At 41.4% G+C, this 22,324-nt stretch carries 19 protein-coding genes; 9 read left to right on the top strand and 10 right to left on the bottom strand.

The genetic code is table 11. The features are described from left to right. Positions 1-64 precede the first annotated feature (64 nt). From RMY16_RS18255 to RMY16_RS18240, 4 genes are all read right to left on the bottom strand, one after another. Positions 65-952 carry a WD40 repeat domain-containing protein gene (locus RMY16_RS18255; protein ID WP_322737597.1) on the bottom strand — a complete coding sequence of 296 codons (888 nt, stop codon included), beginning with the start codon at positions 950-952 and terminating at the stop codon, positions 65-67. 43 nt (positions 953-995) lie between these two features. Further along, complete coding sequence (locus RMY16_RS18250) at positions 996-1,850, bottom strand: acyl-CoA dehydrogenase family protein (RefSeq protein WP_322737596.1); 855 nt, start codon at positions 1,848-1,850, stop codon at positions 996-998. Beyond that, complete coding sequence (locus tag RMY16_RS18245; RefSeq protein ID WP_322737595.1) at positions 1,847-2,401, bottom strand: LLM class flavin-dependent oxidoreductase; 555 nt, start codon at positions 2,399-2,401, stop codon at positions 1,847-1,849. The genes RMY16_RS18250 and RMY16_RS18245 overlap by 4 nt, the downstream gene beginning before the upstream one ends. 774 nt (positions 2,402-3,175) lie before the next feature. Then, positions 3,176-3,892, bottom strand: a complete 717-nt coding sequence (locus tag RMY16_RS18240; RefSeq protein ID WP_322737594.1) for a heme oxygenase (biliverdin-producing) — start codon at positions 3,890-3,892, stop codon at positions 3,176-3,178. A 574-nt stretch (positions 3,893-4,466) separates the two neighbouring features. On the opposite strand from RMY16_RS18240, the gene glmM reads away from it, so the two are divergent. Next, a complete protein-coding gene (gene glmM, locus RMY16_RS18235; protein WP_322737593.1) occupies positions 4,467-5,939 on the top strand; it encodes a phosphoglucosamine mutase in 1,473 nt (490 codons plus the stop codon). 520 nt (positions 5,940-6,459) lie between these two features. On the opposite strand, the gene fdhD is transcribed toward glmM, so the two are convergent. Beyond that, the gene (gene fdhD / locus RMY16_RS18230) at positions 6,460-7,299 is read right to left on the bottom strand and encodes a formate dehydrogenase accessory sulfurtransferase FdhD (protein WP_322737592.1); all 840 of its coding nucleotides are present in this window, start codon (positions 7,297-7,299) and stop codon (positions 6,460-6,462) included. Between the two features lie 356 nt (positions 7,300-7,655). Between fdhD and RMY16_RS18225 the strand changes: the two genes are divergently transcribed. After that, a complete protein-coding gene (locus RMY16_RS18225) occupies positions 7,656-8,105 on the top strand; it encodes an orange carotenoid protein N-terminal domain-containing protein (protein ID WP_322737591.1) in 450 nt (149 codons plus the stop codon). Between the two features lie 305 nt (positions 8,106-8,410). On the opposite strand, the gene RMY16_RS18220 is transcribed toward RMY16_RS18225, so the two are convergent. The 5 genes from RMY16_RS18220 to RMY16_RS18200 all read right to left on the bottom strand — a co-directional run bounded on the left by RMY16_RS18220 (position 8,411) and on the right by RMY16_RS18200 (position 15,895). Then, positions 8,411-10,633, bottom strand: coding sequence for an FdhF/YdeP family oxidoreductase (locus tag RMY16_RS18220; protein WP_322737590.1), 2,223 nt, complete (start codon positions 10,631-10,633; stop codon positions 8,411-8,413). A 684-nt stretch (positions 10,634-11,317) separates the two neighbouring features. Further along, a complete protein-coding gene (locus RMY16_RS18215; protein ID WP_094352832.1) occupies positions 11,318-11,623 on the bottom strand; it encodes a hypothetical protein in 306 nt (101 codons plus the stop codon). Between the two features lie 287 nt (positions 11,624-11,910). After that, entirely contained in the window at positions 11,911-14,133 is a 2,223-nt protein-coding gene (locus RMY16_RS18210; protein WP_322737589.1) for an adenylate/guanylate cyclase domain-containing protein, read from the bottom strand. Between the two features lie 97 nt (positions 14,134-14,230). Next, positions 14,231-15,001: a DUF928 domain-containing protein gene (locus RMY16_RS18205; RefSeq protein WP_322737588.1), complete on the bottom strand. Its 771-nt coding sequence runs from the start codon at positions 14,999-15,001 to the stop codon at positions 14,231-14,233. A gap of 216 nt (positions 15,002-15,217) precedes the next feature. Then, positions 15,218-15,895 (bottom strand): Mo-dependent nitrogenase C-terminal domain-containing protein, encoded by a 678-nt coding sequence (locus RMY16_RS18200; protein ID WP_322737587.1) that lies wholly within the window; start codon positions 15,893-15,895, stop codon positions 15,218-15,220. A gap of 387 nt (positions 15,896-16,282) precedes the next feature. Between RMY16_RS18200 and RMY16_RS18195 the strand changes: the two genes are divergently transcribed. From RMY16_RS18195 to RMY16_RS18165, 7 genes are all read left to right on the top strand, one after another. Beyond that, complete coding sequence (locus RMY16_RS18195; protein ID WP_322737586.1) at positions 16,283-17,383, top strand: glutamate--cysteine ligase; 1,101 nt, start codon at positions 16,283-16,285, stop codon at positions 17,381-17,383. A gap of 539 nt (positions 17,384-17,922) precedes the next feature. Continuing rightward, positions 17,923-18,279 carry a hypothetical protein gene (locus RMY16_RS18190; protein WP_322737585.1) on the top strand — a complete coding sequence of 119 codons (357 nt, stop codon included), beginning with the start codon at positions 17,923-17,925 and terminating at the stop codon, positions 18,277-18,279. A gap of 371 nt (positions 18,280-18,650) precedes the next feature. Beyond that, positions 18,651-19,190: a Dps family protein gene (locus RMY16_RS18185; protein ID WP_322737583.1), complete on the top strand. Its 540-nt coding sequence runs from the start codon at positions 18,651-18,653 to the stop codon at positions 19,188-19,190. A 435-nt stretch (positions 19,191-19,625) separates the two neighbouring features. Beyond that, positions 19,626-20,393: a ChaB family protein gene (locus RMY16_RS18180; protein WP_322737582.1), complete on the top strand. Its 768-nt coding sequence runs from the start codon at positions 19,626-19,628 to the stop codon at positions 20,391-20,393. Between the two features lie 346 nt (positions 20,394-20,739). Continuing rightward, entirely contained in the window at positions 20,740-20,973 is a 234-nt protein-coding gene (locus RMY16_RS18175) for a hypothetical protein (RefSeq protein ID WP_292783841.1), read from the top strand. Continuing rightward, entirely contained in the window at positions 20,966-21,247 is a 282-nt protein-coding gene (locus RMY16_RS18170) for a hypothetical protein (RefSeq protein ID WP_322667093.1), read from the top strand. Before RMY16_RS18175 ends, RMY16_RS18170 begins: the two co-directional genes overlap by 8 nt. Before the next feature lie 776 nt (positions 21,248-22,023). Beyond that, on the top strand, positions 22,024-22,324 hold a 301-nt coding region (locus RMY16_RS18165), incomplete at its 3' end, for a hypothetical protein (protein ID WP_322737581.1).

Below are 22,324 nucleotides of genomic sequence, written 5' to 3'. Positions count from 1 at the left end.
TGAAGATGGGATGGTAACGTAACCTGTCACAGCAGACTTGCAACCATGCACGCCAACCACCCCGCTACAAGCGTACTGTGCCGTCAGCACCGCCACTAACAATCGTCTGCCCATCCGGGCTAATGGCGACAGAATTGACCCAACCCTGATGACCACCGAAAGGTTCAGCCAAGGGCTGACCTTGGAAATTCCACAACCGCACTGTGCCGTCTTCACCCCCACTGACAATCGTTTGTCCATCCGGGCTAATGGCGATAGACCCGACCCCACTTTGATCACCACCGAAGGGTTCAGCCAAGGGCAAACCTTGGAAATTCCATAACCGCACTGTGCCGTCACCACCTCCACTGACAATCGTCTGCCCATCCGAGCTAATGGCGACAGACCAGGCCCCACCCTGATGACCACCGAAGGGTTCAGCCAAGGGCTGACCTTGGAAATTCCACAACCGCACTGTGCCGTCACCACCTCCACTGACAATCGTCTGCCTATCCGCGCTGATGGCGACAGAATTGACCTCACGCTGATGACCACCGAAGGGTTCAGCCAAGAGCTGACCTTGGAGATTCCACAACCTAACTGTGCGGTCATTACCGCCACTAATAATCGTCTGTCCATCGGCGCTGATGGCAACAGACCAGACATCACCTTTATGACCACGCAATGGTTCAGCTAAGGGAAGACCTTGGTTGTTCCACAACCTCACTGTGCCGTCATTACTGCCACTGACAATCGTCTGCCCATCGCTGCTGATGGCGATAGACCTGACATAATGCTCATCACCACTTAATGGTTTGGCTAAGGGAAGACCTTGGCGATTCCACAACCGCACTGTGCCGTCATTACCGCCACTGACAATCGTCTGCCCATTGCCGCTGATGGCGACAGACCTGACATAATGCTCATCACCAGACAACTGTTCAGCCAAGAAAAGACCCTGGCGGTTCCACAACCTCACTGTGCCGTCATTACCGCCACTGACAATTGTTTGCCCATCACTGCTGATAGCGACAGCCTTTTTCTAAATTGCTGTCAACCCAAGGACGAGTATGGTTGCGGACAAAGTAGATGGTGTCACGGACTGCGGCTTTAGCAATTCCCACGTCTATGGCGGCTTGGATGATTTGGGCGATCGCACCCATTGGTGTTGCCCTTTCAAAAGCCAAGTAGTGCGGAATCACGTGTTCTGCCTTAACTTTCACATTTTCAATAATGGTAGTGCCGCTAGCAGTGGTACGCTGTCCGAAGCTTGTCCAATCATCGAGTAGGGTTAATCCTTCGGCATCTCTTTCGACAAATGCCACCACTGTCTTACCATCTGGATTACTGGCAATTACAGGAACCCAATGTGCCAATAGTGCCCCAGCAGAGTAATATTTACGTCCGTTGAGTACGAAGTCAGAGTTATCTGGTGTTAATTTTGTTTGGACATCAGTCACAGACTTAGTACCAATTTCCGAGAAGGCGTTACCAAAGCGTTTACCTTGGAGAACCAAATCAAAAAAGAACTTCTTCTGCTCATCTGTACCATCTAACCGGACTGCTTCCACCATGTAGAGGTGGTTTTGGGGAATTTGACCGAGGCTAGAATCAGCTTCGGAGATGATTTTAACTACTTCTGCGAGGGTGGCATTCGATACAAAAGCACCACCATACTCTTTCGGGACTGTAATTCCCCACAATCCGCTCTGGGAGAACTTTTCTACTTCCTCAGCAGGTAAACGCCGATTTTGACCGCGTTCTGAGTCTCCCTTGGCAAACTCAGCTGCTAATTCGTGAGCGATCGCGATCGCTTCTTTGTCATCTTGAATAATATGCGCCTTCTGGTCAGCATCAATTACTGATGTCATAGTAAAACTCCTTGATTGTGATTGAGTGACTCATAATCGCCACTACTATGAGACAGCCTTTGGATTTCGCCTTTAAAGTGAAACTCATCCTCAGTCCACAAACCCTTGAGAACGCGGATAAATTCTTCTGAACGACGATAGCGTTCGTCATGGTCTAACCAATGTTCACCATATATAGTGAATTCATCTTTGAACCAACCACTAACTACATTCAAAGCAAATCGGCCGTTAGAGAGAAAATCAATACTTGCACCCATTTTGGCAACTACTCCCGGATGCCACAATCCAGGGTGAACTGCTGCAATCAATTTCAATTTCTTGGTGACAGGAGCTAGAGCCGACACAGTTGTTAATGCCTCTAATTGGTACTCAGCGCCATAGCTAGCGATAAATCTGGCTTGTGCTAGAGCATATTCAAATCCAACTTCTTCAGCCGTCTGAGCTAGTCGAGCATTGTATTCATAAGTCCAATCTGTGCGTTGGGGAATTTTACTCACAACTAACCCCCCGCTAACGTTGGGAATCCAGTATGCGAACTTAATATCTACCATAATTGTGCGTTTGTATTGAAACTGCTTGGTTATTTTTCTCACTTTGCAAGTGATGTAACAAAGCCTAATTTGTCATCGCTAACAAATCAGCTAAAACTCGATCGGGCAAAATTTTAGTCAAAATCGAAAGCTTGAGAGCGGCTGGAAACTATTTGGAGTTTACAAGTAGACAATTTTCTGATGGTGGTAATATACCACAACTCTATCGTATTACCGTAGTTTTAATTAATCGGACTCGATCGCGACAATTTTTTCGATGTCGTGACTCGATATACTTAAATTCCATTTCCGTATTCCATTTTGGAATACTGCCGACTTTTACTGAGTATTTTATTCTTTTATATTTGCTGGTTATCAGCTTGATTCAGTCAGAACTCGACAAAGCATCGATACTGATAAATGTGGTAGTGTAAACTACTAAACTAGAAAATATTTCAAAATTTGGTTGGGATTTTCAATCCAGATACTTATAGCACAAGCCTTCGTGGTTAGGACATTAACAGATGATAAAACTTAGACACAACAAGACTTTTCACCCAATCCCCAGTCACCAGTCCCCAGTCCCTTGCTATATCTTCCCAATCCCCAATCCAATCAAAACTGAGGGGCAATCTCCCCATGCTTACTTTCACATCTCAAAAGCAGTCACAAGGCTATTGCCCCTAAATATTTTGAGCGTCGATCGCTCTTTCCCCAGAAACACCTATGAATTATCCTTCATCAGGCTATCTGAATTTATGACTCCACACAGCAGACTCCGCAATCTCAACACGATTACTCAGCTGTGACGAGTTCAGTACTACCACGTGTACGACGCCGTGTAAGACTATTATACAGCATCACACCGATCGACTTGATCAAATTACCTTCCAATTCCTGGAATAGCTTCATGTTCGTGCCAAAGGCGGCGTTAGCTTCATCAACGATGCGATCGGTTGCCGCCTCGTCAAGGGGTAATTCATCCAAAGTTTGCCGATATTTGGTTTTGAATGCCTTCTCATCAGGAATTTCTGGAAACTCATAAAAGGCTGTTCCTTGTCCATCAGACAAATTCATCGCTGTAACAGCAATATTTTTGAGAATTTGTCCCCCGGATAAGTCACCTATGTAACGAGTGTATGAATGGGCGATTAACAATTCCGGTTGTGTAGCAGATATTTCTCGGATGCGTTGTACATAAGCTTCACCTGCGGGAGATAGTTTGATTTGCTCTCTCCAGTTTGCGCCAAAATAATAACTCAGGTCTTGCTCTAAGCTATGCTTGCGGTTTAGCTGAGGAAAGTTAATTTTAGAAACTATTGGGTGCTGGCGGTGCTTTTCTATTTCCTCTTCCATCGCTGAGTAGACGAAGTAGAAGTTAGCAACAAGTTTCCGGTAAGAGTTCTTTTCCACTACTCCTTTTAAAAAGCACTTGACAAAACCTACATTTTCTGCCATTGTGTGGGCTTTCTTAGTGCCTACACGTAATTTGGTTGCTAAATTGCTGCTCATGCTAAATTTCTCAACTTTAAAAAGTTAACTGCCGGAGTTTTGATTCACTAACGGCTAAATAAAGCCATTAAAACGTTACCTTAAAACTATTTGATGAGAATTTATATTAAAATTTTTTAAGCTGCAATGATTCTGTCGTTTTTTACACAGCAACAAGGCTAAGAGAACAGAATTTGAAATTTCAGTATTTTGATTTTTTGTTGTTATTAGCTGAATCTTGCTTTCATTCTCAGCTTGGGTGAAAAATTTCTTGTCAAAAATGAAAGTAATATTTGTTACATAGCTACTTGATTGCAGCATTGTCAAGTGTGAACTAATAACGATAAAAATCAAAACGAAATTTGTCGGCATAAAAGGAATAATTAGCTAAGATGTGGAGACTTTACTAATAACGTAAAAACCAATACTGACTTTATCAAAGATTTACAATCTAAGAAAAGGAAATTCAGTATTATTACGTAAAGATGGCTCGATCTAGAATGAATTTCTAAAGAGAAAAAGCATGTCAAAATTGCTGAATAAAGTCTTAAGTGCTATTTATTTTTCAGTGTGATTGTGTGGAGTGTTTAAAAATATGGTTTCATCTATAACTCGGACATCGGGCATTTCTGGGGGTTCTACTTCTGAAGTTGAGGGATTGGGCAAAGGGATTGAGAGCAGTTTTGGACTGAATTTAATCCCACTACCAGCAAATCCCTTATTTGGCACAGATGGGATTCGCGGACGAGTCGGAGAATTACTAAATGCGCCTTTAGCATTGCAAGTTGGTTTTTGGACGGGGATCGTTTTACGTAACCATGCTACTCAAGTAGGGCCAGTCATTCTCGGACAGGACTCTAGAAACTCCAGCGATATGTTAGCAATGGCTTTGAGTGCAGGGTTAACAGCAGCGGGGTTAGAGGTTTGGTACTTGGGATTATGCCCCACTCCTTGCGTTGCCTATCTCACCAGTATCAGTGATGCCATCGGCGGAGTGATGATTTCTGCCAGCCACAATCCTCCAGAAGACAATGGGATTAAGGTTTTTGGTGCCAATGGTGGGAAGTTACCGCAAATATTGCAGACAGAAATTGAAGCGGGATTGCGTGGTAAGATATCACCGATCGCTAGAGTCAGTAATTGCGGACGGCATTACTCACGTTTCGAGTTAGTGGAAGATTATAGCTCGGCGTTGAAAAAGCCCTTAAACGGTGTCTTGAATCTTCAGGGAATGAAGATTGTTTTAGACTTGGCGTGGGGAGCCGCAGTTGGGTTAGCACCATCAGTATTTACCCAAATGGGAGCGGAGGTAATCTGCTTGCATAACGAAGCAGATGGCGATCGCATTAATGTTAACTGCGGTTCCACGCACCTAGACATTCTTGCAGCAACAGTACAAGAACACAACGCCGACATCGGCTTTGGCTTCGATGGCGATGCCGATCGCGTCTTAGCAGTAGACAATACAGGCAGGCAAGTTAACGGTGATTACATTCTCTACCTGTGGGGACGACACTTACAACAAAACCAACAATTGCCAGACAACTTGATTGTATCTACAGTCATGTCCAACTTAGGCTTTGAGAAAGCTTGGCAGCAAATTGGTGGTAACTTAATTCGTACCGCAGTTGGCGACCAATACGTGCAAGCCGAAATGCAGCGCACTGGGGGAATGCTAGGTGGCGAACAATCAGGGCATATTCTTTGCCGTCACTATGCCGTCACTGGAGATGGCTTGTTAACTGCATTACACATAGCATCTTTGGTGAGAGAGGCGGGTGTTCCCTTGAGTGAATTAGTAGATCGAAGCTTCCAAACCTATCCACAATTGTTGCGGAACGTGCGAGTTGTCGATCGCGATCGCCGTTTGGGATGGCAAGATTGCCAACCTGTGCAAGAAGCGATCGCTCTTGCTGAAGCTGCAATGGGCGATTCCGGCAGAATTTTGGTTCGCGCCTCTGGCACAGAACCAGTCATTAGAGTAATGGTGGAAGCAGCCAATGCCGAACTCACCAACTACTGGACAAATGAACTAGTTTCCAAAGTACAGCAGCATCTGATGGACTAAATTAACTAATATCTCATCTCCACTTTCAAAAAACGTCAAGTTTAATTACAGCTTCTACGAATTAACCACCCTTGGTTATCTGTAGAAGCTGTGACATTTTGATTGCTTATTAAACCCGAATTACCCAATACGGTTCGGTTAAGGTTTTTTGATGAAAATTCTAAATCGCTAAAGATGCAATAAATCGCGATTATTATACCTCTTGCAAAAATATATTTTTGCACTCTTAGGGAAAAGATTTTGAGTTTGTTGACCCTAATACACGTATTTTTCTGGTTAAAAAAGTATTATCTCGCTACCAAAAGTATAGCAATTAACGGCTCAATATCTTGGCTCAAGATAGCTAAAATACAGGATTGAAAAGGCAAGAAACGGCGATTTATTGCGTCTTTGTGATTGATAGTTTTAATCAAAAAAACCTTAACAGAAACGTATTGGTAGTGTTGCGTTTCGTTCCTTAACCCAACCTACAAATTTTTTTGCAACAATTTAGTCCCGCCATACCACTAGGTAAATGTTCTTAAGGAGCATTTATTCTTTGCAAACCAGTGTAAATATTGAACCGTTCTCCGCGCAGGAATCCAATTAAGGTAATCCCAAATTCCTTGGCGACAGACACGGCTAAACTACTAGGAGCGGAAACAGAACAAACAATAGGAACTCCAGCAGTTGTAGACTTTTGCAAAATCTCAAAACTAGAGCGTCCACTCACCAGAATAATACAATTATTTAAAGGCAATTCGTCACTGAGCAAAGCTGTACCAATCAATTTATCCAAAGCATTGTGTCGTCCAACATCCTCCCACAGATTTAACAGTTGTCCTTGAGTATCGAAGATAGCCGCAGCGTGTAAACCCCCTGTAGCAGTGAAGATACCTTGAGCAGCCCGGAGTTTGTCTGGTAGGCTGTAGATGATCTCAGGTGTTACTGTTGGTCCAGAAGGAATCACTGGACATCCTCGCAGACGCAAAGCCTCAAGGCTAGCTTTACCACACACCCCACAGGCGCTAGTTGTGTAGAAATGACGTTCCAAAGGCTGTAAGTTTGGAATCAATCCATCCCGCAGTTCCACATTTACGATATTATGGCGCTGTTCACCATCCACCAATTCATCTACGCAGTAGCTGATACGTCGAATATCTTCTCTGCTCTTAACGACTCCTTCACTATAGAGGAAACCAGCAGCTAGTTCAAAATCTGCTCCTGGTGTCCGCATTGTTACAGCTACCGTCTTCTGGAGAGGAACAAGGCGAATTTCTAAAGGTTCTTCGGTGGTGAGTTGGTCTAAACGAGACCGTACTTGACCTTTTTCCACTACCCAAACAGTGGCTTTTGTTTTACTTTTAGTTGGCATTCTCATATTTGTGATAGTTGGTGAATTTAAATTTTTACTGAGTACTTTTATCACCACCGCACAAAATAATAATCATTGCTGACCCTTCTGGCCCAGGTATTATTGCATTATAATCAGGAACCCCTTCAAGCGATCGCTTAGAGTCACAGACGTTACTTAGCTTTCATATACATCCAAGCAGGCATTTTTGTAACTAGCAACTTAAGTTATTTATATCTGTCTTATGTAGTGATCCTATCCCTACCTTAAGTAGGGTTATCCATCTCCATTTGTTCGTTAAGTTGTATAAAGTACTGAAAGCAAATTTTCTTCAGTAAGTAACTGAGGAAATCACAATACCTTTAACTTAGTTGGAGTTTTTTATGACTTACACAATTGATGAAGCAACAAGACCAGCTTTAGAAACTTTTCAACGTTTTGATGTAGATACTCAGCTAGCCCTACTTTGGTTCGGTTATATCGATCTTAAAGAGCAGCTACAACCAGCACCTCCTCCAAGCGTTGAAGCTCCTGCCAAAGCAGTGTTTGACAAATTCCTGGACTTGTCTAAAGAAGAGCAACTGCAAGCACAACGCGACATCATTAATGGTGCAGCTAACGATATTAGCCAAACTTATAATAGCCTAAGTCCCAATGCCAAATTAGACGTTTGGTTTCTGTTGGCACAAGGAATGGAGGACGGAACCATAATTCAAGTGCCCTCGGACTATCAACTTCCTGGTGAAACGGATGAATTTGTCGCATTGGTCAAAAATCTGGAGTTTGAGCAACGGATTAATTTCATGTTGAGTGTAGTGGAAACGTTCGGTTAGGAAAGTCCAAGAACTCTCAATAGCTTTCTAAAATTGGGGATAACTGAAAGTAGCAAATTAAGCTAGACCTGGCTCCTTTTGCTCTACTTGAATAGTCTTTAACTTAGAACTACCGCAGAGATACTCATCTTTGCGGTAGTCTTGATGCAAATTATATCAAGTCCGCTTGACTACTTATTAAACCCGAAAAACCCCACCCCCGCCAAAGCTATGCTTTGTCTCCCCTCCCCGCAAGCGGGGAGGGGCTGGGGGTAGGGTATATTGACTGTGGTTAGCATAACTAATTATGCGGGGATGATTATGATTCAGATTTTTTCCAACCGCACGATCGCATTATAATCAGGTACACCTTCGAGCGATCGCTTACTTTTATCTAATAGCACATTCCCTTCTGGCCAATGTACTTGCAAGTTTCCTGACTGAATTGGGGCAATATAGACTTGACATAACAACTCGCCTAAATCATTCTTAAGAATGACGCGATCGCTATCTTTTAAACCCAACTTTGTTGCATCAGTAGGATTCATTAGCACCGCCTCGCGCATCGCCCCAGTAATTGCATCCTTGCGTTCTTGCACCATACTATTAAATTGTTTGCCTCGGCGCGTTGCTAATAAAAAATAGCCTTCTGGTAATTCTCTTTGTCGTGGCAATAATACGCCAAAGTGTGCTTTACCATCGGGTGTAGGAAAGTTCCAACCAAAGCACAAATGTGAGCCACCATATTGAAACTGATCGCCAGCTTGCTGTAAGTGTTGAATACCTGCATATTGGGGGACGACTTGAGCAATTTCTTGACGGATAGCAGCTGTGTCAGCAAAAGCCAGCTTATCTGCCAAATCTGGTTTTACCCGCTTTGCTAATTCTAAAAAGACTTCCCACTCAGGACGCGCTTCTCCAATGCGCGGCCCCGGAATTTCTGGACTGAAAATTACCCGGCGTTCGGTATTAGTTTCTGTAACTCCCCCTGGTATTTCGTAGCGAGTTGTCGCAGGTAAAAGCACCACAGTATCAGCAGGTTCTACTAACATTTGGCTAGAGAGAACAATATCTATATGTACCCGCAGGGGTATTTTCTTCAGCGCCGCTTCCACATAATCTGGTTCTGGCAATACTTCTAAAAAATTCCCGCCCACAGAAACCAACACTTCTATTTCCCCCTGATGTGCGGCGTTAATCATTTCTGGAGCAATTAAACCTTTACTTGCTGGCACATCAAAGCCCCAATGTTGACTCAATTGGGCAGCATTTTCTGAGGTGATAGGTTTACCACCAGGAAATACTGTCGCGTAACATCCCATCTCTGCACCACCCTGCACCCCAGAGTGACCGCGAATTGGCATTAAACCGCAGCCTTCCCGACCGACAAAACCTTTGGTGAGAGCTAAGTTGATGATACTTCGCACATTATCTTCGCCGCATTCATGTTGAGTAATGCCCATACTCCAAACAAATACGGCTTTATTCGCTTCTTTGACCATTTTGGCGAAGGCGTACATTGACTCGCGGGATGTTCCAGAAAGCCGCTCTAATTCCTCCCAAGATTGATTTTCTAAAGATGCTTTGAGTTCAGCAAAGCCATCTGTGTATAAATCTATAAATGACTGGTCTACCCAGTTGTTAGCAATTATATGTTTAATAGTGCCATTTAAAAATGCTATATCCCCGCCCATGTTGATTAAGAAGAAGTCTTCGGCAAACTTTGTACCGAAAACGGCACTTTCTACAATTGAGGGAACCCAGTAACGCTCCATTCCTGGTTCGCGGTAAGTGTTAATGACTACAATTTTAGTGCCAGCTTTTTTAGCGTAATGGAGATATTTGACGGTAACAGGCTGATTGTTAGCAACATTGGAGCCAATGAAGACTAATAAATCAGTTCCAATCCAGTCTTTATAAGAACAAGTGGTAGCTCCTGCACCGAGAGCAGCTTTCAGTCCCGCCGTACTGGGAGAATGGCAAATGCGGGCAGCGTTATCAATATTATTGCTTCCCATTGCCCGCACAGCTTTTTGGGTGGTATAATAAGTTTCGTTGACAGTACCGCGACTGGTAACATAGAAACTGAGGCGGTCTGGTGTAGTGGAACGGATGCGATCGCTAATTACCCCTAAAGCTTCATCCCAACTCACACGGCGAAAACCTTTTTCCCCTCGTTGACGAATCATCGGGTACGGAAGTCTTCCCAAGTCCCGTAATTGGGCACTTTTGTGCTTTTGCAACTGCGAGACATCTGCAAGTAGCACAGGGTCAAAAGCTGGCATCGTATTCATCTGCAACAACCGCAACCGAACATTGCAGAGATGAATACCATCTAAAGTCCAATCCTTCATCCCGGTTGTTCCGAGAGCGCAACCATCGCAGACACCTTTATCCAGAATATTCCACGCATAAGGTAGTTTGTCACGAGACAGCCAAATTGCCCGAAATACTTCCCAATAGTTGTTAGGGTACTGTTCGCCAAAGCCAAAAGGCTTCCAACTTGCCCAATTTGAAGGTGTCCAGTGCTTTTTGGGTTTAGGTAACATGATGCAGTGTGTGAGTTGCTGGATTATTTAAGGCTAGCGTTTTAAGTAGTATTTAAGTAGCAGGCGCTTAAAAATCTAGAGATAAAGACTGAGAAAATTAGTTTCTTGTCTTTTAACGACTACTTGAATCTTTATAAGCAAAACTTCATCCGTAGCAACAACAGCTTAAGCGTTACTTATCAAACTAGGAACATTGGTAACTACAGCTTTAACAAATATAAGAATAGCTTAAGCTGTTGTCACAACAGTTTAAGCATAGCTTATCGAACTATGAACATTACTAACTACAGCTTCTTCTATAGTTAATACAGAACAAGTTGTAGTTACTACAGCTTCTTTTATAGTTAATACAGAACAAGTTGTAGTTACTACAGCTTTAATTTTTTGACTTACAGCGTTTAGTATAGTGACAACTGATGAGCCGAGTTATATATATGATGCTCAGTTTGTAATAGACATCTCCAGAAATTAGTTATGCGTTGCCCGAAATCCTTGATAGGCACAATTCATGAATTGTGATTACGTCATTTTCACTCTTATGTCTATTATTTTTTTAACAAAAAATATTTTTTAATTTTTAAAGCTGGTATCCGTGCCAGCAACTTTTACATTGGGCGCAATAGTTCAAATAAAAATCCCTGCCAGCAGTGACAGGGATAGCAGTTTTTAGCTATGGCTTGTCTCTTAGCTAACAAAATCTTTGTGGGCAGCGACAAGCATTTGAGCCTGCCTTAAAACGTTTCCGAATAAATAAAAAGGAATTTGCCAAGCTGCAACGGTAACTTCTTTGACTATATCTTGTACACTAATTGCGATTAATTCATGCTCTGGCGGCTCTCCCTCAACTGTACCAGACCAAGTAAAAGCTAATAAGAAATCATCGTCTCCGGGCAAGGATGCAATCAAACATTCTTCTGGTGTTGGTTCGCAAATAATTCCATAATCATTTGCAAGTTCTACTAATCTTTGAAATTTGTTTCCGTTTGTCATTTGTTCTTGTGATGTAATTGAATCTCAGTTTTAGAAGAAATCATATTTTTAACTCCAGAACTCAAGTGAGTTGCTTCATAGCCGAAATTACGAATTATTAATTATTCGTTGAAAATTATGAGTTATTGGAGTTGGATCGGGCTTAAGTCCAAAATCTTACCGCGATCGCCTGGTTGTATCAGCAACAATTGTTACTGTTTTAGAAGAAGCTAAACTACCTACTTTTTTGATTTACCCTATTTACATACACCTCCCTTTGTTACCATTTCAAGATTGATACCTTAATCTCACCCCAGCTGACGCAGTGCATTGAGAATTTCGTCAGCTTTTGGGGGAACTGCTGTAAACCGAAGCAGAAAAAGATGCTCGTCAACATGAGACTGTTGGATCACCTTGGCATAGATATGTTCTTCTTCTGTACCCAGTTTTGATTCAATCAATAACTTGAGTTTGAGATTACTCAAAAGTTTTAAAGAATGTGGCGATCGCAACTGCGCTCCTTTTTCGGAGAGGCTAATAAAGTCCCCCAGAAAGACCGTTCCCACTGCATGTTTTCCCTGCAAAATACTGTATTCTACAGGTACTATTGGAGTAAGAACGATAGTTTTTTCATCATGTTTAGGCAAGAATAAATTATATTTACCGCCAATGCCACGAATTTCACAAATTGTCACAGGGTGTTTTATACCTTTGGGTTCTATTTGTAACTGCCCAGCAATTTGTAGGTCAATATTGGCATCCTTACAAGTATTTTCGGAAATTAAAATTTGTCCTCCCACTGTATAAGATTCAATTCGAGCAGCCAAATTAACATGACTGCCAATAACTGTATATTGAGCGCGTTTTTGAGAACCAACATTTCCTGCTACAGCCTCGCCTGTATTAATCCCAATTCCCATTTCCAGGATTGGGAAATTCATTTGCTGATTTTTTTCATTCACTTGCTCCATTGCCAATTGCATGGCAATAGCACAGGCGATCGCTCGTTCAGAATCATCTTTGCGACTGATTGGCGCACCAAAAATCACAAAAATACCATCACCCATAAACTCATTAATCGTGCCTTTATACTGGTTGATTACATCTGTCATTGTTCCCAAATAAAGATTCAAAATCTTTACTACTTCTTCCGGGGGCAATTGTTCCGAAATAGCCGAGAATCCTCTTAAATCAGACACGAGAACCGTAACTTTTCTCCGTTCTCCTCCTAGCTTTAACCCAGAAGGAGTTTCGAGGATATTGGCGACGATTTCATCAGTTAGATAGCGACCGAGGGTTTTTCGCATCTCGGTAGCGCTTTGAGCAATATACTGAGTAAGTGCGATCGCAGAACCGACAAAAGCCAGCATTGAAGGGATAACAGGAATCCACCAACCAGCCAAAAACGCCAAAAAGCTGCCACCAATTAAACCGCCACCTACCAACAAAACACTAACAGCCATGAGGTTTTTCTGGTTGCTACTGTGGCGTTGCAGCCAACACAAGCTTGCACCAATAATTGACCAAATCAAAATTGATAGCCATTCTAACGGCTCAGGTAAACACTTAATCAACGGACGACCTTCTATTGCCGCACTTAAAATTTGACTAACCAAATTAGCATGAATTGTTACACCCGCCATTCGTTCTGGGTCAGTCAATACATTACTGCTGTAAGGCGTATAGAATAGATCCTTCAAACTCTCAGCGGTAGCACCAATTAATACCAGCTTGTCTCGCATTAAATTTCGTGAGATGAGGTTCTCTTGCACTTCGGTAAGAGAGACTTTAGTAAACTGCTGTATCCGTCCTCGGTAGTTCAACAGCACTTGATAACTCCCAGCATCGGCTCGGACGTAACCTCCATCATTAGCTTCAAAAATCGGAAAAACACCCCGATTTAACTGCAAATAATTAGAGTTAGTTTCTGATGGTTTGGCAGTAATACCTTCAGGTTTCAAGTACAACAATGCCAGTTTTAACCCAAAACTTTCCAGAATCTCGTCATTATTTAAATTTACGTACAATAACGATCGCCGAATTTTGCCATCTCCATCTATGGGTAAATCATTCGACCCAATTTGATTAAGTTTCTTTAGTTCTGGAGATGAATCAACCGCCGAACTATCAATCGTATCAGAGACTTTTTGGACTCCAATCAAATTAGGAGTAGACTTAAAAACCTTAAGTAATTCTTGATGACCGGGATTTACAGGTAAATCACGATAAATATCTAAACCAATCGCTCTAGGTTTTTGCTGTTTGATTTTCTCTAACAAACTAGCAAGTTTTCCATCAGGCATAGGCCACTGTCCCTGCTTGCGGACATCTGCCTCATTAATCTCAACTATGACAATGCGGGTATCAGCCAACTCTCCTGGACGGAGGAGAAAAAATTGATCTAGTGCTGCCAATTCCAACAATTGCAGTAGTCCGGTCAAACGTATTGCAATCACCAGGGCTGTAATATTGGGAACAGCAAGTAAAACACCTCGCCATTGCCAGATTTGCGGTTTCAGCTTTGCCCACATAATATTTAGTGCTGAGTGCTGAGTGCTGAGTTAGGAGTTAGGAGTAGAGACGTGATTAATCGCGTCTGTAGAAGAGTTGGGAGTTGGGAATTCTCCCTCAGTCCAATGCCTTGTGCCCTTCTTTCCTAGATGTGCAACAATCGATCAATGGTTCGGAAGCGATCGCACTCAAACCTACAGACTTGAAAAATTGTCTCCAATCCAGCCTTGCCTTGAAATTATTTGGCTCAGTCTGGCGTAGCTGCACTAAACTAGTCAGCGCTTCATGCCAAATCCCAGCTTCTGCATAGATAGTGGGCAACTTGTACAAATTTGCCTTTGCTAACGTCTGCGACAAGGTTGCTCCTGGTTGAGTGCGTTCCACCCAACCATCTATAGTCGGATTTTGACTAGAGTCTTCAGTATCACAAACAATTGTTAGATACCAATGATAAGTTTTACCTACAGCAAGTGCAGGGGCACTGTCAGGAAGTTTAAAGCTAATAATTCCCGGTTTATTTGGAAGTGTAAAAGAGGTTTCATAAAATACGTTCTGGTCTTCAGTCAAAAGCAGAAACTTGGCTGTTTTGAGTTGAGATGGAGGTATATACCAGAAAAATGTTGGATGTTGAGCAAATGTCAGCCCTAATTTATCTGGGGGTATTAAGGGAACGATCAGTTTTTTGCCTGTTAGGCAAGAGCTACCACGGGTAGAACCACCAGCGCTTGCGGGAGGTTTTCCCCGCTGTGGTGGCTTAAATGTTTGACTAATTTGCCAAGTTTTATTGGCATGGTACGACTGAGCTTGTACCTGTGCTGTTAAACCAGAAAGCAAATACAAAGGTAAGGAAAAGGGTACAAAATATAGAGATGGTTTAATCCCTTTCATATTGATGATGCCTGAGTTCTAGATTAGTCAGGTGAATAAATCAAGTATTCCCAAAAGCAGAGTCAGATTTTCCACTCAACTACAGAACTATTTATTGGGCATTGATGAAGAGGCAGGGGGGAAAAACTTACTGCAACTTATCCTCAGTCACTGAGCATAGCCGTTGGCGCAGCCTCTCGTAGAGAAGTGCTGCTCCTCCGCTCCTCTGCTCCCTACTCAAATATATGGTGAAACATCTTCACCGCATTTATCTGCTAAATAGGAGAGGGCGCGGAAACGTAAACCTACCAGTTGCTCATATAACGGGTTAATTTTACACATCGGTGGGATATGTACAATCTTGCGTCCAAATAGAATGACATCTCGTTCAAAGGGACACTGGGCGGGAATCATTTTACACAAAAAGCGTGCTACTCTTGGGTCTTGGATATCTAGCCCATCGAGCCAGTCTTGCAGGGGGTGTAGGGCATTAATTTGACGCTTTGTTAGCCCAGGGCTGGCAATAGTGGGGGTAAGTTGCTGTGGGTGTTCCAGAGTGTGGCGAAGGGCTTCCAGCAAATTATCTGGCTGTTCCAAGGCTTGACAGAAATGTTGCAAAACCTCATCTTCGCTGGGAGAATAAGTACCATCTGCGATCGCTACCATTATCGCTGTCCTTAAGAAATTTTCTGCTGCTGGTGTCCCTTTACCGAACGCTGCGGCTAATTCCTCTGGCGTAATTACCTCTAGTGAGTCGAATTTAATCTTAGGAGCTAATTCATTTTTAGTGATGCTGGCAATTAATTCCTGTTCTTGATCGTCAAAATTACCATCAGCCCAAGCAATAGTAAGCAGTCCACGCAACCAAGCGGCAATCTGTTCGTTGCTGTAGGGGGATTGAACGGTACTTGTCATAAACTCATGTCTCAAGCTTTCCTCAGTCACTACTACGCTAGCCTACCCAGTGACTATAAGGATAGTGGAAGCAGCACAGAAAAATAAATCAGAGAAGTTTTTAAATCGCAACAGTCGGTCTTAAGGTAAAATCCATTTGTACCGTTATTGAGAAATTTTCTACTTAAAGTGAATTTGATTGGAGTGTCTCAAATATTCATAAGGTTCAAGACTGTAATTTGCGCTACAGAGTGATGGAGTTTTTTAAGTATGCGAACCTGCCAGCTAAATATCACCGACGCTTTTCTCTAAATAAATCGTTTACTGATGTTACTTGCTTCTCTATGGGATTGCGATCGGTTGGCATTAGTGAAATTAATTTAGCTCTAAAAAATTAAGGTATACATAATGTTTTTATTTGGCATTGAGCATGAAGTCGCTTTTCTAAACAAAGAAGGAAAGTTTGCTGATTTTTCCCACACAAAATTTGCTGATTTCAATCAAATTATTGAAAAGCTACCCACATACCAGAGTGACTATCCTCAACTGCGGGTTGGGGACGCTGGTATCAAACAGAAGAGATGGTACATTGAGGGATTTGAAAGGTTCGTGGATTCTGACAAGCCAATTGACTGTCTACCTAAAGGCATCGAAATTAGAACAACCATACACTCTAATATTGAAGCTGTTATTAGCGAATTATCAGAAAGTTTTCGCTCACTATGCAAGGTGGCTGCTACCTTTGGTTTTTCACCAAGTTTAATTAGTTTTAATCCTTACAAAACTGTTTTTGAGCCTCAGCCTCCATTAAATGATTATGAAGTAAAACGAAGACAAGCTTCCCCTGAAAAACAAACTGCCCATATTCCCATGCTGACTTATGGACCAGATTTAAATATTTCAGTGTCAAATTTGTCTACTGAACGTGTGATTGATATTGGCAGAAAGTTGACTTATTACAGTCCCTATATTGTCCCTTTTAGTTATAGTTCCCCTTTTTATAATGGAAGTTTATGGGATGGGCTATCGGTACGAACCTTTATCAGAACCGGAAAAAGACCAGCAGCCTTAGTTTTTGTTCAAAAACAAGAACAACTAATTGATAGCATACCTTCCTTAACAAAAATCGCCCGCATTCCGGCGGAAGTGGGACGCATCGAATTTAAGGCTTGTGATAGTTGTGATGATTTTTCAATCTATGCGGCTTTGCTGGTATTATTGAAAGGTTTGGTATTAGATAAAACCTTGCCAGGTAGAGCAACTATACCTGATGCAGCTTTACACCAACTTTCTGCAAAAGAAGCGTTTGAAAACGAAGATATTTTTGAGAATTCAACAAAAGTCTTGCAAGCAGCCGAAGTTGCTTTGGGAGATGATCCCGATGTTCATTATTTGACACCATTAAAAGTGCTACTGGCGAAGCGAAAAACAAGATCCCATGAATTAATACAAATGTTCCATCACCTAAGCTCAATAGAAGAGGTAATAAGGCAGACTTATCAAGTTTAAAGAAAATATTTATTTTTACCCTTAATCAAGGGGTAATCAGGATATTTATATAACTTGGTAGTTTACAAATAGCCTCTAAAATGCATATTCATTAAAATCCTTGGAATTGGATAAAGTCGAGCTAATTGAACATAAATAGTAGAGCTATTAATCTGCCAAAACAAGATTAAGTCGATATACCTAGAGGCTGATTTTATTGTAACTAAAGATAGAGGAAATTTCATTCTACAGATTGATGCAGACGTTAGCGTTTTCAGAGTAAAAGTATAAACAGGGAAACTGAAAAGAAGAATTTAAATTTGAATATGTAATGATTTTGCTAAAGAATTAAGGTGGTATTTGCTTATTATCCCTTACTAAATTCTATGCAGAAATACAAAGAACAAAGACAATTTCTTCCTCCGGTTCGTTTTCCAAGAACTTTTTAGATAGAAGCGGAGCTTACCACTTTTATTATGGTTCAAATTTCTAAATAAGGTATCTGCTTGGCTCTTTGGGTGAAAGTTCTGCGTTGTTAAAGCTGTTATTGAGGATTACTAATGAAGATGATTGCTTCTGTTTTATCTATTTTCCGTCCGGTACGTTTTCTAATTGTGGGTTTTACTTGTGCCCTAGTATTGTTCTCTAACGCTTTTCCTGCTTTTGCGATCGATAGCTACCAAAGTGACCCTACCGAAGCTACTACACAACTGCTTGACATTCAGGCCAAAACTGACGAAGCCGCTAAAGAACCACCACTAGGATTGAGAAAGACTCAAAAGGAAACTAACGAAGGACTTAATGAGGTTCAAGGAGCTGCTGATATTGACAAGCAGAAGCGTCCTGAAAATTCACAAGGTGCAACCTCTGTGGAAGAAAATATAAAGAATGTGTTGGAGAAAGTTACAGGTAAGTAACTAAATTAATAGTTTTGGTAGTTTTTTGGTAGTAATGGGTGATTGCGTAAAAGCAATCACCCATTACTAATTTGTAATGTTAAGTCAGAAGCTTAAATTAATTAAGTATAAAAATATGTTCACCTGAGAATTGCTGAGAAACTGTATTTAGATAATTTCAATTAACTATTATATTTAATATTTTTCTGTTTCTAGCTTAAAAGGCAAGAAACGCTAATTACAAAATTATTAGCTTAATACTACCTATTAAGGCATAGGTATAATTATAAATTCATTAATTAATTTAAGCTCATAATGTTTCCTTTGGTTGATGTGGAATCTGTCTGAAATTTGAGAAGTTAATAGATAAGTTTGCTTAGGGATGGAAAACAATGCGTTCGATAAACATTGGTTTGACCGAAGAACAGCGTCAAGGTGTAATTAATCTGTTGAATCAAGATTTGGCAGATGCCTATCTACTGTTGGTGAAAACCAAAAAGTATCACTGGGATGTCGTTGGTCCTCAGTTCCGCTCTTTGCATCAGCTTTGGGAAGAACACTACGAAAAGCTGACCCTAAATATTGATGCATTAGCAGAGCGGATTCGTGCTTTGGGTGGTTATCCAGTTGGTACATTGGAAGGGTTTCTTAAGATTGCTACCCTCAAGGAACATGCTGGTAATGTACCCACAGCGACGGGGATGGTAGCTAATCTCGTGGACGATCACGAGCAGGTTATTCGTAACCTAAGAGATCATGTAGATCAGTCTGGCGATCAGTTCCACGATCAAGGAACTGCTGACTTTCTGACTGGACTCATGGAAGAGCATGAGGAAATGGCTTGGATGCTGCGTTCATTTATTGAAGGGGAAGCACTCGGCCCAGATGGTAGACAGCCAGCAGAAGGGGCTAAGACTCCCGTAGGTGTATAGCTGATAACATCTGAGTTGAGAATGACTATCTGTGAAACCAGTTAAAAGCAGGAATCAACCTTGCTTTTAAGTGGTGCGAAAGATTAAGGGACTTGCAAAAAATAAGTTATCCCAAATTATTTATAGATTTGTAGGGGCGCAAGGCCTTGCGCCCCTACGACGGGATATTTTTTTAACTTAAAGTCCCTAATCTGCCTGCATCTACCTCTTCACGATGCCAATTTTGGATTTTGGAATTGAAAATTGGTTCGTGCGCGTCTCTGCACTTGAGGCGACTGGCGTCAAGTGGGGAGAGACGCGCCCATGCGGCTGGCTCCTTTATATTGGGGAACCCGTCCAGCGCGTGGTTCCCCTTATTGGTGCAGTCAATCTAAAAATCCAAAATTGATTGGTCATCTTGAATTGCAAAAATAACATAATACAAGGAGTTTTTAAGTGGCAGAAGTATATAAAGCAGAACGTACCATTTCTGCTGTATTCAAAGAACAGAAGCAAATTGATGATGTGATTCGACGTTTATTAGACAGGGGCGTGCCTAGAGATCATATTTCGGTCATGGGCAGAAACTTCCAGTCAGAAACTAAAATCACTGGCTTTATTAGTAAAAAAGATGTGATTGTGGGAGGTTTGAGAACAGGAGCAGTTTTTGGTTCTTTGTTTGGTTCCTTTCTCAGCTTGCTTACGGGTGTAGGCCTATTGTTTATTCCCTTTGTCGGCTCAATTGTGTCAGCAGGGCCTATTAGTGCAGTGTTGTTGGGGGCTGCTAGTGGAGCGATCGCGGGTAGTGCAGGTGCCGGTCTAGTATCGGTTCTAACCACTTTGGGAATGCCAGAAGATAAAGCGGCTATCTACCAAACTCGCTTACAAGCTGGCGAATTTTTCGTGATGGCAGAAGTTCCGAGCGATCGCACTGGCGAATTTCAATTGCTACTCGAAAGTGCTGGTGCCGAAGAAATTAATACGATGGAGAAAACTCTGGCTCGTTCTTGTTCTGGAAAGTGCAACAGTCCAGCAGACTTGTCGCCTGAAGTTCGCGCTCATCTTTCTGATGAAGCTCAGAATGCATTTATTGAGCGCTATAATGCTGTACTCAATGAAAGAAGTGACGAGTTCACAGCCGAACAAGCTGCTTGGGAGACTATTCACCAGCAATATGATGAAGATGAAAATGGTGTTTGGTCTAAAGCTAAGGTTAAAGCGTGAAGAAGGCAGAAGGCAGTGTTTTGACTGCTGTGCAAGACTAGATATCAGGGATTTATAACAAATAAATTATCCAATATTGTGGGGTGGGCTTTGCGGCTTACCCCACGAAAAGTAAGTATATTGGCAGTAATATTGGAATATTTGTACATATTTATACGTATTTTGGCAGGCGATCGCACTTAGATAGAAATTACCTACTTTGGCCCTAGTTTGCATAACTTTGGTTAGATTACCGCAAATGCGCTGATGCTTTAATTTCCCCTCTTCATAAATTCCGCAAAAACACCGTTACGCTATTTGTGCTTGTGATCAAAACTTAGAGCATCCAGTTTATTAGGGCGGATTTATGACCAACCCTGTAAAGACGGTTATCCAAGTCAATCTGGAGATGGCTCTAGAAGTAGCTCAAGAATTGGAGCAAGCTCCATACACTCAACTCGGTGCTTATTGTTTAGAAATTTTACGGGAAATCGGATGTCCTGGTACTGAACTCCCTGTGAACTTACAAACTCGCGATCAGCAGCTAAACTTCATTACAGGCTTTGCATCTTATGCTTTTGGGGAGGTACAAAGTGTATAAAGCATTAATCGATGATATATTTTCTGATTCAGAAGATACAGAAGAAACTACTTTTCCTGCTACAGATGAAGATTTATTAATCTTGACAGACAAGTTTTTAGGGTTTGAAATTCCTTCAAAGGTTTTCTTACAAGCTATAGCCATTGCTGATTACGACGGTGCAGCTGCTTTTCGCTACGTTGATAATTATTTAATTACTCTCAAAAATAAGAATAAGCGTAAGCAGAAGAAATTACTTGTGTTAGGTTGTTCGACTAGATTTGACAATAATTGACGTGCTTATTCACCAGTTAACTAAAAACCAATACGATTTAGATAAGATAATTTGCACAACCGAGTAGAGACGTTGCATTGCAACGTCTCTATACATTTGTCTCAAAAAAACAATAAAGAACAATAAGAATTTATCTAGAGTTAGTAGCAGGGCAAACGAATTTTATTTACTCATAAAAACTAAAAAGGATTCTCAAGTTATCTAATTGGAGAAGGCAGGAGGCAGAGGGTACAACACAGTATTCCTTCTGTCTCCTGCCTTTTTCGATAACTGTAAAACTTGATGATGGTTATAAACGAATGGCACTAAGAAAAGCTGAAAGCTCGTTATGGCAGGGTGTAGGGTGTAGGAGAAAAATCAAGAAAAGTAAATATGAGTGCGAACATAAGTAAATTTCTTTTCTACGCAACGCTGGCGCGAATAAGATCAAGCCTCGCTAGATTAAGAAACGCTATATAAAATTTAAAACATTATTTTTCTGATAAACAAAAAAATATATTAAACCTATATCTAAAGAAGTAAATTAATTAAAAATAAATTAAACAAATACTGTCTAAAATATCACAAATTAAATTAACACCAGACCATACTTTAGGCAGAAGGGTAACAAAATTAATTCAGCTAAATTTATTAGTTAAATAACAACTTATCGGCTCAATACTTTGATTTAGATCCTTACTTGAAGTTGAAAAGTAGAAAAAATTTTTCTATGTTTCAGCAAATTGCTTAGTAGCATAAGAACCATTTAATTTCAAACTCAGACTCAGGAGATACCAATGAACTTAAACCACACTAAAAAATTGCTCAAAATGCTTGCTAGCGTCGTGGGAGTTGCTAGTACTGGTGCTTTAATAAGTTTTCCAGTATACGCTCTGCCCCAATCTATCTCTAGAAATTTGGAACCTAGTCAAGCTCCTATAGGTGATAGATTGTACTCTCAAGCAGGACAATCTACAGGAGGTGATTCTACCACCGGAACGCAGCAGTATCCAAATAATGGTACTAGTGGAACAAATAACGGCACTAGTGGAACCCAGCAATATCCAAATAATGGCACTACCGGAACACAGCAGTATC

Origin of the sequence: Nostoc sp. DedQUE12b (assembly GCF_034530835.1) — a bacterium.
Taxonomy (GTDB): domain Bacteria; phylum Cyanobacteriota; class Cyanobacteriia; order Cyanobacteriales; family Nostocaceae; genus Nostoc.
This window is presented reverse-complemented; position numbering and strand designations above follow the sequence as displayed.

Bases quoted from the DNA above. Each gene is read 5' to 3' on its own strand.
- RMY16_RS18250 (WP_322737596.1), bottom strand. From the start codon at position 1,850: ATGACATCAGTAATTGATGCTGACCAGAAGGCGCATATTATTCAAGAT.
- RMY16_RS18245 (WP_322737595.1), bottom strand. From the start codon at position 2,401: ATGGTAGATATTAAGTTCGCATACTGGATTCCCAACGTTAGCGGGGGG.
- RMY16_RS18240 (WP_322737594.1), bottom strand. From the start codon at position 3,892: ATGAGCAGCAATTTAGCAACCAAATTACGTGTAGGCACTAAGAAAGCC.
- glmM (WP_322737593.1), top strand. From the start codon at position 4,467: ATGGTTTCATCTATAACTCGGACATCGGGCATTTCTGGGGGTTCTACT.
- fdhD (WP_322737592.1), bottom strand. From the start codon at position 7,299: ATGAGAATGCCAACTAAAAGTAAAACAAAAGCCACTGTTTGGGTAGTG.
- RMY16_RS18225 (WP_322737591.1), top strand. From the start codon at position 7,656: ATGACTTACACAATTGATGAAGCAACAAGACCAGCTTTAGAAACTTTT.
- RMY16_RS18220 (WP_322737590.1), bottom strand. From the start codon at position 10,633: ATGTTACCTAAACCCAAAAAGCACTGGACACCTTCAAATTGGGCAAGT.
- RMY16_RS18215 (WP_094352832.1), bottom strand. From the start codon at position 11,623: ATGACAAACGGAAACAAATTTCAAAGATTAGTAGAACTTGCAAATGAT.
- RMY16_RS18210 (WP_322737589.1), bottom strand. From the start codon at position 14,133: ATGTGGGCAAAGCTGAAACCGCAAATCTGGCAATGGCGAGGTGTTTTA.
- RMY16_RS18205 (WP_322737588.1), bottom strand. From the start codon at position 15,001: ATGAAAGGGATTAAACCATCTCTATATTTTGTACCCTTTTCCTTACCT.
- RMY16_RS18200 (WP_322737587.1), bottom strand. From the start codon at position 15,895: ATGACAAGTACCGTTCAATCCCCCTACAGCAACGAACAGATTGCCGCT.
- RMY16_RS18195 (WP_322737586.1), top strand. From the start codon at position 16,283: ATGTTTTTATTTGGCATTGAGCATGAAGTCGCTTTTCTAAACAAAGAA.
- RMY16_RS18190 (WP_322737585.1), top strand. From the start codon at position 17,923: ATGAAGATGATTGCTTCTGTTTTATCTATTTTCCGTCCGGTACGTTTT.
- RMY16_RS18185 (WP_322737583.1), top strand. From the start codon at position 18,651: ATGCGTTCGATAAACATTGGTTTGACCGAAGAACAGCGTCAAGGTGTA.
- RMY16_RS18175 (WP_292783841.1), top strand. From the start codon at position 20,740: ATGACCAACCCTGTAAAGACGGTTATCCAAGTCAATCTGGAGATGGCT.